Consider the following 13337-nt stretch of genomic DNA (forward strand, 5'->3'; position numbering starts at 1 on the left):
TGGATGGAGCGAAGCCGCTTGTCGGCACCGGCATGCGCGACCGCGTGATCGCGGTGCGGCAAACTCGCGTCCGGCGCGTCCGAACGAGTCTACCCAAGGCATCGGATGCAAGTAGCCCGCGTAATTCCTGATGCAGTGCGTCAAAGCCTGCAACGTCGGCGATTTCCCGCACTCGCCAATGCGGCTTCCGTACTGTAGCGTACGGCCCGCTCGATCCAACCAGCACAGAAAGGCCGCGCGCGCTCGTCGCAGCGCCGCCAGACAGGAGAACCGCACCCATGAATCACGCCGAACTCGTCGCGCTGTCGCAGAAGCTCGTGGCCGAAAACGGTCCGCGCGAGTCGATGGAATACGACGTCGTCATCGTCGGCGGCGGCCCGGCCGGTCTGGCCGCCGCCATCCGTCTCAAGCAGCTCAATGCCGATCTGGGCGTCTGCCTGATCGAGAAGGGCTCCGAACTCGGCGCCCACATCCTGTCCGGCGCCGTGATGGACCCGCGCGCGCTCGACGAGCTGATCCCCGACTGGAAGGACAAGGGCGCCCCGCTCAACGTGCCAGTCACCGAAGACCGCTTCCTGCTGCTGACCGAAACCGGCTCGCACCAGACGCCGGAATGGGCGATGCCGTCGTTCTTCAAGAACCACGGCAATTACGTGATCAGCCTCGGCAACGTGGTGCGCTGGCTCGGCGAACAGGCCGAGGCGCTCGGCGTCGAGATCTTCCCTGGCTTCGCCGCCGCCGAGGTGCTCTACAACGAGGACGGCTCGGTCAAGGGCGTGGCGACGGGCAATCTCGGCATCGACAAGAACGGCGAGCCGACGGGCGACTTCCAGGTCGGCATGGAGCTGCACGCCAAATACACGCTGTTCGCCGAAGGCGCGCGCGGCCAGCTCGGCAAGCAGCTGATAGCCAAGTTCGCGCTCGACCGCGACAGCGATCCGCAGACCTACGGCATCGGCATCAAGGAGCTGTGGGAGATCGATCCGGCCAAGCACAAGCCCGGCCTCGTCGTGCACACGGCCGGCTGGCCGCTCGACAGCAAGACCTACGGCGGCTCCTTCCTGTACCACGCCGAGAACAATCAGGTCGTCGTCGGCTTCGTGGTCGGCCTCGCCTACGAGAACCCCTATCTGAGCCCCTTCGAGGAATTCCAGCGCTACAAGACGCATCCGGCGATCCGCCATTTCTTCGAGGGCGGCCGGCGCCTTGCCTACGGCGCGCGCGCCATCACCGCCGGCGGGATCATGAGCCTGCCCAAGCTGACCTTCCCCGGCGGCGCGCTCATCGGCTGCGACGCCGGCTTCCTGAACGCGAGTCGCATCAAGGGCAGCCATGCGGCGCTCAAGAGCGGCATGCTCGCCGCCGAGGCGCTGGTCGAGGCGCTCGCCGCCGGCCGCGGTGGCGACGAAGTCACCGACTTCACCGCGAAGTTCAAGGACTCCTGGCTGCACGCCGAACTGTGGAAGGCGCGCAACTTCAAGCAGTGGATGAGCAAGGGCTTGTACGTCGGCGCGCTCATGGTCGGCATCGAGGACAAGGTGTTCGGCGGCAATCCGCCGTGGACGCTGCATCACCAGCACGCCGACCACGAATGCCTCAAGCCGGCGAGCCAGTTCGCGCCCATCAGCTATCCCAAGCCGGACGGCAAGCTCACCTTCGACCGGCTGTCGTCGGTGTTCATCAGCAACACCAACCACAACGAGCATCAGCCGGCCCACCTCACGCTCAAGGACGAGTCGGTACCGGTCGCGATCAACCTCGCGCAGTACGCCGGCCCCGAGCAGCGCTACTGCCCGGCGGGCGTGTACGAGTTCGTGAAGAAGGAAGACGGCGACCGTCTCCAGATCAACGCCCAGAACTGCGTGCACTGCAAGACCTGCGACATCAAGGACCCGACGCAGAACATCGTCTGGATCGCGCCGGAGGGCGGCGGCGGCCCCAACTACCCGAACATGTAACTCGGGTATGACCATGCTCAAGGGCGGCGTAAGGGCGTCTTCCTAGACTGGAAAGTGCGAAATTCGTCGCACGCCCGAGGGAGACCGGGCCCATTCCTAGAGGAGCACCCATGCTGCCCGCCTACATCACCCATTCCGATTGCGCGAAGCACGAGATGGGCAAGGACCACCCCGAAGCGCCCGAACGCCTGGGCGCGGTGTCCGACCAGCTGCTCATCAAGGGCCTGCTCGACGTGATGCAGTCCTACGACGCGCCGCTCGCGACCGAGGAACAGCTCGCCCGCGCCCACAGCGCGCTGTATGTGCGCGAGACGCTGTCGCGCTGCCCGACCGAGGGCTACGAGCATGTCGATCCCGACACGATGATGTGCCCGCACACCGCGCGCGCCGCGCTGCGTTCGGCGGGCGCCGCCATCCTCGCGACCGACCTGGTCATCGACGGCAAGGCGCCGACCGCGTTCTGCAACGTGCGCCCGCCCGGCCACCATGCCGAACGCGAGCAGGCGTCGGGCTTCTGCTTCTTCAACAACGTCGCGGTCGCGATCCGCCATGCGCTCGACGACCGCGGTTTCGAGCGCGTCGCGCTCATCGACTTCGACGTGCATCACGGCAACGGCAGCGAGGACATCCTCGCCGGCGACGACCGGGTGCTGATGTGTTCGATCTTCCAGACCGGCATCTACCCCTTCTCGGGCGACACGCCGATGGGGAAGAACATGGTCAACGTGCCGCTGCCCGCGTATTCCACCGGCGAGAAGTTCCGCGAGGCCGTCGACTACGCCTGGATCCCGGCGCTCGACCGCTTCAAGCCGCAGATCATCTTCATCTCGGCCGGCTTCGACGGCCACCGCGAAGACGACATGGGCCAGCTCGGGCTGGTCGAATCCGACTACGAGTGGGTGACCCGCCAGCTCGTGGCGGTGGCCGAACGGCATTGCGACGGACGCATCGTCTCGGTGCTCGAAGGCGGGTACGCGCTGAGCTCGCTCGGCCGCAGCGCGGCGGCACACGTCAAGGTGTTGATCGGCGCCGACTGACGTCATTGCCGCATGGTTATGCTGGCCGAGTCACCTCCAGAACGAGATCCGTCATGGACCAGCATTACCTCAACGCGCTCTTCGCGCCGAAGTCGATTCTTGTGCTCGCAGGCAAGGAAATCGACGGCAAGCGGCCCGCGCCCGGCCAAGCCCTGGTCGACGCATTGTCGAGCGGCGGCTACACCGGCGAGATCGTGTACGGCGACGACGAAAGCGTCGTCCTCGGCGAGCTGAGCCACAGCCGCTTCGACCTCGCGCTCATCGCCCTGCCCGCCGACGAAGTCGAAGACGGCCTGCGGCTCGCGGGGCGGGTGGAATGCCGCACGGCGGTCATCCTCGGCTCGGGCATCCATGGCGAGGCGGCACAGGCGCTGGTGGCAACGGCGCGCCGGCTCGGCATCCGCCTGCTCGGGCCGAACAGCCTCGGCCTGCAACGCCCGGGCATCTCGCTCAACGCGAGCATCGCCGGCAAGCTGGCCCAGCGCGGCTCGCTGGCCTTCATCTCGCAGTCGGGCGCGATCACGGCGGCGGTGCTGGACTGGGCGCTGCGCAACGGCATCGGCTTCTCGGGCGTGGCCTCGGTGGGGCGCGATTCGGCGCTCGACATGGCCGACATGCTCGACTTCTTCGGCAACGATCCGGCGACGCAGAGCATCGTCGTGTACTTCGAGGGCATCTCGAACGCGCGCCGCTTCATGAGCGCGCTGCGGCTGGCGGCGATCGCCAAGCCGGTTGTGGTGCTGAAGGCGGGGCATGTGCGCTTCGGCGAAGCGTCGCAGGGCGGCGTGGCGGCGCGCACGCATTCGGGCGCGCTGGTCGGCAGCGACGAGGTGTTCGACGCGGCGCTGCGGCGCGCGGGCGCGGTGCGCGTGCGCTCCTTCGTGCAGCTGTTCTCGGCAGTCAAATGCTTGGCATCGCGCTACCGGCCGGCGGGCAAGCGGCTCGCGATCATCACCAACGGCGGCGGACCGGGCGTGCTGGCGGCCGACTGGATCAACGAGCTGGGCCTGCATCTCGGGCTGATCGGCGCCGAGCTGTTCGAGCCGCTCAAGTCGCGCCTGCCGCCGCAGGCCTCGATCAGCGACATCATCGACCTGTCGGAGGACGCTCCTGGCGACGCCTATCGCGTCGCGCTCGAAGCCGCCGCGCAGGAGCGCGACATCGACGGCGTGGTCGTCATCCACACACCCAAGGCCGGCGTCGATCCGGCCGAAGTCGCCACCGCCGTGGCCGAGGCCAACCGCAAGCTCGGCAAGCCGCTGATCGCGACCTGGATGGGCGACGACACGGTGGGCGAAGCGCGCCGCATCCTGAGTGCGGCCTCGATCGCCAACTTCCGCACGCCCGAAGCGGCGGTCGATGCCTTCCACAACATCGCCTCGTACTACGAGAACCAGCAGCTGCTGATGCAGACACCGCCGCCGCTGAGCGAGCTGGCCGATCCGGATGTCGAGGGCGCGCGACTGCTCATCGACAGCGTGCTGGCCGAGCGGCGCAAGACCCTCACCGAGATGGAATCGAAGGCGCTGCTGTCGGCCTTCCACATCCCGGTCACGCGCACGATGCTCGCGACTTCGCCCAACCAGGCCATCCTGATCGCTAACCAGCTCGGCTATCCGGTCGCGCTAAAGATCGATTCGCCCGACGTGCTGCACAAGTCCGACGTGCAGGGCGTGGCGCTCAACATCCTGAACGCGGTGCAGGTGCGCGACACCTACGTGCGCATGATGGAAACGGTGCGCAAGGCCTGCCCGGGCGCGCGCATCAACGGCATCACGATCCAGAACATGTCGGGCAAGGACCGCGGGCGCGAGCTGTTCATCGGCCTCGTGAGCGATGCACCCTTCGGGCCGGTCATCACCTTCGGCGCGGGCGGCACGATGGTCGAACTGATCCGCGACCGCGTGACGGAACTGCCGCCGCTCAACCAGTTCCTCGCGCACCGGCTTATCGAACGCGCGCGCGTGGCCGAGACGCTTGGCGAATGGCGCGGCGCGCCCGCCGTGGCCATCGACAGCATCGAGCGCGTGCTGCTGCGCGTGTCCGAAATGGTCTGCGAGCTGCCGCAGCTGGCCGAGATGGACATCAATCCGCTCATCGTCGACGAGCACGGCGCGGTCGCGGTCGATGCCCGCATCGCGCTGGAGCCCGCCGCCCATCCGACGCACGCCTATCAGCATCTGGCGATCCTGCCCTACCCCGCCAATTGCGAGCAGCACTGGATGCTGCCGGGTGGCGCCGAATGCCTGCTGCGCCCGATCAAGCCCGATGACGCCGAGATGCTCCAGCGCTTCGTGCGCGAGCTGTCGTCCGAAAGCCGCTACATGCGCTTCGCGTCGGCGATGCGCGAGCTGTCGGCGCGCATGCTGGCGCGCTTCACGCTCATCGACTACGACCGCGAAATGGCGCTGGCCGCCGTCGCGATCGAGAAGCACACCGACGAGAACGGCGACACCATCGAGGAGGAACGGGTGATCGGCGTGTCGCGCTACATCACCAACCCCGATTCGACGAGCTGCGAGTTCTCGCTGGTGGTGGCCGACGACTACGCCCGCATGGGCCTCGGCCGGCGCCTCATGCACGCGATCATGGACACGGCGCGCCAGCGCGGCCTGACCGAGATCGACGGCCTAGTGCTCGCGGTAAACGACAAGATGCTCAAGCTGATGCGCGACCTCGGCTTCTCGGTCAAGACCTATGCCGATGATCCGGAGTTCATGCTCGTGAGCCGAACGCTCTAGATGGCACCGCGCGCTCGACACCGCGTCGTCGGTCCGGGGCATCGAGCGGGACGACGTGATTGGAGCCCGGGTCTGTAGCCCGGATCCGTCAGCCCCTACCCGGCTTGCGATGCTGACCGATGTCAGTCAGCCGGCCACTTGCCCGCGAGAAACTGCTCGGCCCAGTACGCTCCGACGATGGTCTTCACGTCGGTGACCTCGCCGCTGCGGATCCAGCCGAGCAACTCGTCGAGGCTGACGGCGATCACTTCGAGAAATTCGTGCTCATCGAGCTGGTTGCTGCCAGCCTCCAGCCCGCGCGCGAGCCAGATCTCGATGACTTCGTCGCTGTAGCCGATCGCGTTGTTGATCGCGCCAAGCCGCACCCATTCACGCGCGCGATAGCCGGTTTCCTCCAGCAGTTCACGCTCGCCGCAGACCTGCATCGCCTCGCCCGGATCGATCTTGCCGGCCGGAAACTCGAGAAAGACGCGACCAAGCGGATAGCGGAACTGGCGCTCCAGCACCAGTCGGCCGTCGTCGAGCATCGGCACGATCATCACTGCACCCGGATGCAGGATGTGCTCGCGCGTCGTGGTCTTGCCATCGGGCATGCGCGCCACATCGCGACGCACCTTGAGGAAATGCCCACTGAAGACGATTTCGCTGGACACCGTAGCCTCATCGAGCTTGGGATCGCTCTTTTCGAGGCGCGGATCGCTGGGGTTCGTCATTCAGGCTCCCTGCTGCGGCTTGCGGCGCAGATAACGGAAAACGAATCCGGGATAGGCCGCGACGACGAACAGGCAGGCCGTTACCGCGTAGAACTGCCATTCCTGCGGTGAGGCCGGGCCAAAACGCCCTTCGATCGCGCGCCCGAGGACGAGCGACAGACCGTAAAGCAGCAGCAGTTCGATTGCCCGGAACCAGAATGGCTTGATTGCCGACCGTACACGCGCGTAAGGCAGAAGACCAAACACGCGATCGTTCACGAACGGCAGATTGGCGGCGGCGAATCCGATCGCCACCACCAACCAGAGGCCTGCTTCCTGACTCATTGCTTCGGGCTCAGCCCGGAATGGCGAGCTTGATCGAGTGCAGGCAGGCCAGCATCAGGCCGTCGCCGAACAGGCCAAGCAACAGGATCAGCGCACCGTTGAGGGCAAGCGCGAGACTGGCATCTGCGGGCGCCTGGATCGGCGTGTTGTGCGTCGGCTCATCGAAGTACATGACCTTCACGACACGCAGGTAGTAGAAGGCGCCGACGAGCGAGAACATGACCGCGAAGATGGCAACGTAGAGATGGTCGGCGGCGATCGCGGCTTCCAGCACCGCAAGCTTGGCGTAGAAGCCCACGGTCGGCGGAATGCCCGCGAGTGAGAACATCAGCAGCAACATCACGAACGCCATCCAGGGCGAGCGGCGGTTCAAGCCCTTGAGATCGTCAATCTGCACGCAGTCGAAGCCGGCATCGCCATCCTTGCGCGCCAGAAGCATCAGCACGCCGAAGCTGCCGAGCGTCGTGATCACGTAGACGATCGCGTAGTACATCGACGCGCTGTAGGCGCTGATGACCGATTCCGGCGTGGCGCCGACAACGACGCCCGACATGAAGCCGAGCAGCATGAAACCGATCTGGCCGATGGCCGAGTAGGCCAGCATGCGCTTGATGTTGGTCTGGGCGATCGCGGTCAGGTTGCCGACCGCGAGCGAGACGACGGCAAGCACGCCGATCATCTGTTGCCAGTCCGGTGCGAAAGGCACGAGGCCATCCACCAGCAGACGCATGATCATCGCGAAGGCGGCAAGCTTCGGGCCACCGGCAATCAGCAGCGTGACGGCGGTGGGCGAGCCTTCGTACACGTCGGGCGCCCACATGTGGAAGGGCGCCGCGCTGAGCTTGAAGGCGATGCCGGCGACTAGGAAGACCGCGCCGAACACCATCACGACTTCGTTGATCTGGTCACTCGCGGCGGCGCTGGCGATCTCAGCCAGGTCGAGCGAGCCGGCACCGCCGTAGATCATCGAGATACCGTAGAGCAGGAAGCCCGAAGCCAGTGCACCCAGCACGAAGTACTTCATCGCGGCTTCCGTCGCCTGAACGGAATCGCGGCGCAGGGCAACGAGCGCGTACAGAGCGAGCGACATCAGTTCGAGGCCGAGGTAAATCACCAGCAGGTTGTGCGAGGAGATCATCACCATCTGGCCAAGCAGCGAGGCCAGACCGAGTACATAGAACTCGCCCTTCATGAAGCCGCGATCGGCAGCGTACTGCCGCGAATAGATGAAGGCGGTGAAGGTCGCGAGCGATGCAAACACCTTGAGCAGAGACGACATCGGGTCGGAAATGAACATTCCGCCGAAAGTGGTTGCCGTCTCCGCGCCGATTCCGGTCGCCGCGAGCGCGCCGGCGATGACTGCCGCCAGCAGGGCAAGTGCATAGGTGATCGTGCGCGATTTCTCGGGCACGAACAGATCGGCGATCAGGATGATGCCGATCGAAAGCATTAGAGCGAGTTCCGGAGCGAACACCGAAACATTGATTGCCGGGACGTTCATCGCGTCTAGCCTTATTGTGCGACCGGGATCTTCGACTGCGCGACATGCGCGAGCAGATCGACGACCGAGGCATGGATTACATCGGTGAAGGGCTTCGGATACAGGCCCATCAGCAGCGTGAACGCCGCGAGCAGACCGAGCATGAAGAATTCGCGGGAATTCACGTCGGTGAGTTCGCGTACATGGTCATTTGCCACTTCACCGAACACCACGCGCTTGTACATCCACAGCGAATAGGCGGCACCGAAGATCAGCGTCGTTGCTGCCAGCAGGCCGATCCAGAAATTGAACTGGACGGCACCTAGAATCACCATGAATTCGCCGACGAAACCGGAGGTTGCCGGCAGACCGCAATTGGCCATCGCAAACAGCAGGAACAACGCGCCAAACTTGGGCATCGTGTTCACCACGCCGCCGTAATCGGCGATCTGACGGGAGTGCATGCGGTCATAAAGCACACCGATGCAGGCGAACATCGCACCCGAGACAAAGCCGTGCGAAATCATCTGGACAATCGCGCCTTCGACGGCCATCGAATTGAAGACAAAGAAACCCAGCGTCACGAAACCCATGTGGGCGATTGAGCTGTAAGCCACCAGCTTTTTCATGTCCTTCTGGACCAGTGCCACCATGCCGATATAGACCACCGCGATCAGCGACAGCGTGATCATGAAGTTCGACAGGTAATGCGCGGCATCCGGCGCGATGGGCAGCGAGAAACGCAGGAAACCGTAGGCACCCAGCTTCAGCATGATCGCGGCCAGCACGATGGAGCCGCCCGTGGGCGCCTCGACGTGGGCATCGGGCAGCCAGGTGTGCACCGGCCACATCGGGACCTTCACCGCGAAGGCCATGAGGAAGGCCAGGAAGATCAGGATCTGCGCCGACAGCGGAATCGGCAGCTTGTGCCAGGCCAGGATGTCGAAGCTGTGGTCAGCGGCGAAATACAGATAGATCAGCGCAATCAGCGTCAGCAGTGAACCCAGCAGCGTGTAGAGGAAGAACTTGAATGCCGCGTAGACGCGATTCGGTCCGCCCCAGACACCGATGATCACGTACATCGGGATCAGCGTCGCTTCGAAGAACACGTAGAACAACATTCCGTCGAGGGCGCAGAACACGCCGATCATCAATCCCGAAAGAATCAGGAAGGCGGCCATGTATTGCGCGACCCGCTCCTGGATGACCTCCCAGCCGGCAATCACCACGATCACGGTGGTGAATGCCGTCAGCAGAACGAACCAGAACGACAGGCCGTCCACGCCCAGGTAGTACTCGACGTTGTAGCGGGTGATCCAAGGCGCGCGCTCGACGAATTGCGGCGCGGCGGAAGAAACATCGAAACCCGGCAGCATCAGCAGCGCGAATGCCAAACCCACCAGCGAGCCCAGCAAGGCTACTGCACGAACAATCGCCGCATTTCGGTCACTGCCAATCGCGAGCAGGACAAGACCGAAGACAATCGGCGTCCAGATCGAAAGACTTAACAAGGGAACTGACTGCATGGGCTTGTTCTTTACTTGGGCATGAACAGGAAGTAGGTCATCAAACCCACTGCGCCGACGATCATTGCAAACGCGTAATGGTAGATGTAGCCCGACTGGAGATACCGAATGACCGAAGCAAACCAGCCGACAAGCTTGGCGCTTCCATTCACGAACAGTCCGTCAATGAACTTGACGTCACCGACTCGCCAAAGCACCGAACCGATTGCGCGCGCGCCTCCGGCAAAGACAATCTCGTTGAATCGATCGAGGAAATACTTGTTCTCGAACACCACCCGGATCGGGGCAAAGGTGCGTGCAAACCAGGCCGGCACTGCCGGATTGATCAGATAGCAATACGCCGCAGTGCCGACACCGGCGAGCGCCAGCCAGAACGGAAGGCTGGTGAAGGCGTGCATGCCCATTGCAAGCCAGCCGTGCTCGGCATCCGCCTTGACGAATTCCTCGAAGGCCGGGTGAGCGTGGTGATCGATCGTGATCACGCTCTCGAAGTAATGACCGACCAGCAGCGGCTTCAGTGCGATCGCACCGATGAACAGAGACGGAATCGCAAGCGCGATCAGCGGCAGCGTGACAACCAGCGGCGATTCGTGCGGCTGCAGAGGGCCGTGATGATCATTGTGACCATGATCGTCATGATCATGGTGGAGATCGTGGAAGCGCTCCTTCCCATGGAAGACCAGGAAGAACATCCGGAACGAATAGAAGGCGGTGACGAATACGCCCACGATCACGGCGAAGGCGGCAAAACCGGCACCCGGCACATGCGATTCCATCGCCACCGCGATGATCGAATCCTTCGAATAGAAACCCGAGAAGAAGGGCGTGCCAATCAGCGCAAGCGAACCTATGAGGGATGTGAACCACGTGATCTTCATGTGCTTCCACAGGCCGCCCATGTGGCGGATGTCCTGATCATGGTGCATGCCCATGATCACGGAGCCCGCCGCGAGGAACAGCAGCGCCTTGAAGAAGGCGTGGGTCATCAGGTGGAAGATCGCAACCGGATAGGCGGACAGGCCGAGGGCAACCGTCATGTATCCGAGTTGGGACAGCGTCGAATACGCGACCACGCGCTTGATGTCGTTCTGGACAATGCCCAGGAAACCCATGAACAGCGCGGTGATCGAACCGATCACGAGCACGAAGGACAGTGCCGTGGTCGACAGTTCGAACAGCGGCGACATGCGGGACACCATGAAGATACCGGCCGTCACCATGGTCGCCGCGTGAATCAGCGCGGAAATCGGCGTCGGACCTTCCATCGAATCGGGCAGCCACACGTGCAGTGGGAACTGGGCCGACTTGCCCATCGCGCCGATGAACAGGCAGATGCACGACACCGTGATGAGCGACCAGGGATGACCGGCGAACAATTCGATCTTCGCATCGGCTATCTGCGGGAGTTTGGCAAACAGCTCCGCGTAATTCATGGTGCCGGCATTCGCCAGAATTAGACCAATGCCGAGAATGAAGCCGAAGTCACCCACACGGTTGACGAGAAATGCCTTGAGGTTGGCGTAGATCGCTGTCGGCCGGGTATACCAGAAACCAATCAGCAGATAAGAAACCAAACCCACCGCCTCCCAGCCGAAGAAGAGCTGGAGGAAGTTGTTGCTCATCACGAGCATCAACATCGAGAAAGTGAACAGCGAGATGTAGCTGAAGAAGCGGGCATAGCCAGGATCTTCTTCCATGTAGCCGATCGTGTAGACATGCACCATCAGCGACACCGAAGTCACGACTACCATCATGGTGGCTGTCAGGCTGTCGACTTGAAATCCAACTTCTAACTTGAGATCACCGAGCATTGCCCAGGTGTAAATCGTGTCGTTGAACAGCGGAATGCCTGCCGGCGAGCTCAGGACAAGATTCAGAACGTAGAGCGCAATGGCGGCCGCGATGGCGACACCCAGGATGGTCACCCGGTGCGAATTAGCCCGTCCGATTTGCTTGCCGAACAATCCGGCAAGCACCGACCCGGCCAATGGCGCGAGCGGGACTACAAGTAGCAGAGATTTGAGGTCCATTTTCGTTCTGCCCGAATCAGCCCTTCAGCTGATCGAGATCCTCTACGTTGATCGTGCTCAAATTCCGGAACAGCACAACAAGAATCGCCAAGCCAATTGCGGATTCCGCAGCCGCCACGGTGAGAATGAAGAACACGAATATCTGACCCGAGTAATCGCCGAGGAAATGCGAAAAGGCCACGAAATTCATGTTGACGGCAAGCAGCATCAGCTCTATTGCCATCAACAGCACGATCACGTTCTTTCTATTGAGAAAGATCCCGACGATGCTGATCGCAAAAAGTAAGGCGCCGAGCACCAGGTAATGCGTGAGGGTCAGCAAGGAAGGCTCCCGATTATTTTCATTCGATGCATCCGAACCGGTCAGCCTTGCGCCGACTTGTCAGCCCGAGCCTTGGGCTCGGCAGCCATCTTCACAATGCGCAGACGCTGGTTCTTGGTAACTGCCACCTGGTCGCCTGCATTCTGATATTTGCTGTCTTTGCGGTGACGCAGCGTCAATGCGATGGCCGATACCATCGCCACGAGCAGGATCAGAGCAGCGATTTCAATTGGATAAACGTACTCGGTGTACATCAGCTTTCCGAGTTCACGCGTATTGCTGTAGTTGTCAGCCGCCGCTGCAGGCCAAGTGGCATCGACGACATCGAAAGAGTTGTAAATCACCGCCGACATTTCGATCGCCACGACCAATCCGACGATGATTGCAAGCGGCAGATTCTTTCTGAAGCCCATCCGCAACTTGTCTGTATTGATGTCGAGCATCATCACGACGAACAGGAACAGCACCATGACCGCGCCCACGTAGACGAGCACGAGGGTGATCGCGAGAAACTCCGCCTGAAGCAGCAGCCAGATGCCGGAGGCATTAAAAAACGCCAGCACGAGATACAGGACTGCATGTACCGGATTGCGTGCGGTGATGACTCGGGTGGCCGAAAACATCAGCACAGCCGAGAACACCCAAAACAGCAGGTTCTTGAATTCCATGACTTGAACTTGATCCCAGAGCGGAGCCGTCGCCTGCCTCAGCGGTACGGAGCATCCTTAGCACGCGCGGCCGCAATATCAGCCTCGTAACGATCACCCACGGCAAGCAGCATTTCCTTCGTGAAATACAAATCGCCGCGGACCTCACCGTGATACTCGAAATGTCCGGTTTCGACGATCGAATCAACCGGACAGCTTTCTTCGCAGAATCCGCAGAAGATGCACTTGTAGAGATCGATGTCGTAGCGGGTCGTGCGGCGAGTGCCGTCTTCGCGTTGATCGGATTCGATGGTAATCGCCATTGCCGGACAGACCGCTTCGCACAGCTTGCAGGCAATGCAGCGCTCTTCACCGTTCGGATAACGGCGCAACGCATGCAGGCCGCGGAAACGCGGCGATTGCGGCGTCTTCTCTTCCGGGAAAAGAACAGTGACCTTGCGCGCAAACATGTAGCGCCCGGTCAGTGCCAGTCCCTTGAACAATTCCTTCAGCATCAGGCTGCTGAGGAAGTCCTTGATTGCTTCCATGAAGTCCTCGC

General features: G+C 62.5%; 11 protein-coding genes. 3 read left to right on the plus strand and 8 right to left on the minus strand.

The genetic code is table 11. From position 1 onward, the window contains the following. Positions 1-278 precede the first annotated feature (278 nt). From H566_RS0103275 to H566_RS0103285, 3 genes are all read left to right on the plus strand, one after another. A complete protein-coding gene (locus H566_RS0103275; protein ID WP_051377950.1) occupies positions 279-1958 on the plus strand; it encodes an electron transfer flavoprotein-ubiquinone oxidoreductase in 1680 nt (559 codons plus the stop codon). Positions 1959-2068: 110 nt separating this feature from the next. Continuing rightward, positions 2069-2995 carry a histone deacetylase family protein gene (locus H566_RS0103280; RefSeq protein WP_028310310.1) on the plus strand — a complete coding sequence of 309 codons (927 nt, stop codon included), beginning with the start codon at positions 2069-2071 and terminating at the stop codon, positions 2993-2995. Between the two features lie 53 nt (positions 2996-3048). Then, the gene (locus tag H566_RS0103285) at positions 3049-5736 is read left to right on the plus strand and encodes a bifunctional acetate--CoA ligase family protein/GNAT family N-acetyltransferase (protein ID WP_028310311.1); all 2688 of its coding nucleotides are present in this window, start codon (positions 3049-3051) and stop codon (positions 5734-5736) included. Between the two features lie 122 nt (positions 5737-5858). Here the strand turns inward: H566_RS0103285 and H566_RS0103290 are convergent, their stop codons facing one another. From H566_RS0103290 to nuoI, 8 genes are read right to left on the minus strand one after another with little or no spacing between them, the layout of a single operon-like run. Next, complete coding sequence (locus tag H566_RS0103290; RefSeq protein WP_028310312.1) at positions 5859-6449, minus strand: NUDIX domain-containing protein; 591 nt, start codon at positions 6447-6449, stop codon at positions 5859-5861. Continuing rightward, positions 6450-6773 (minus strand): DUF2818 family protein, encoded by a 324-nt coding sequence (locus H566_RS0103295; protein ID WP_028310313.1) that lies wholly within the window; start codon positions 6771-6773, stop codon positions 6450-6452. 10 nt (positions 6774-6783) lie between these two features. After that, positions 6784-8274 (minus strand): NADH-quinone oxidoreductase subunit NuoN, encoded by a 1491-nt coding sequence (gene nuoN, locus H566_RS0103300; RefSeq protein ID WP_034410370.1) that lies wholly within the window; start codon positions 8272-8274, stop codon positions 6784-6786. An 11-nt stretch (positions 8275-8285) separates the two neighbouring features. Further along, entirely contained in the window at positions 8286-9779 is a 1494-nt protein-coding gene (locus H566_RS0103305; RefSeq protein WP_028310315.1) for an NADH-quinone oxidoreductase subunit M, read from the minus strand. Positions 9780-9790: 11 nt separating this feature from the next. Then, positions 9791-11809, minus strand: coding sequence for an NADH-quinone oxidoreductase subunit L (gene nuoL / locus H566_RS0103310; RefSeq protein ID WP_028310316.1), 2019 nt, complete (start codon positions 11807-11809; stop codon positions 9791-9793). Positions 11810-11825: 16 nt separating this feature from the next. After that, complete coding sequence (gene nuoK, locus H566_RS0103315; RefSeq protein ID WP_028310317.1) at positions 11826-12131, minus strand: NADH-quinone oxidoreductase subunit NuoK; 306 nt, start codon at positions 12129-12131, stop codon at positions 11826-11828. A 41-nt stretch (positions 12132-12172) separates the two neighbouring features. Next, complete coding sequence (locus H566_RS0103320) at positions 12173-12799, minus strand: NADH-quinone oxidoreductase subunit J (RefSeq protein WP_028310318.1); 627 nt, start codon at positions 12797-12799, stop codon at positions 12173-12175. Between the two features lie 38 nt (positions 12800-12837). Further along, positions 12838-13326: an NADH-quinone oxidoreductase subunit NuoI gene (gene nuoI, locus H566_RS0103325; protein WP_028310319.1), complete on the minus strand. Its 489-nt coding sequence runs from the start codon at positions 13324-13326 to the stop codon at positions 12838-12840. Positions 13327-13337 lie beyond the last annotated feature (11 nt).

The organism is Derxia gummosa DSM 723 (assembly GCF_000482785.1).
Lineage (GTDB): Bacteria > Pseudomonadota > Gammaproteobacteria > Burkholderiales > Burkholderiaceae_E > Derxia > Derxia gummosa.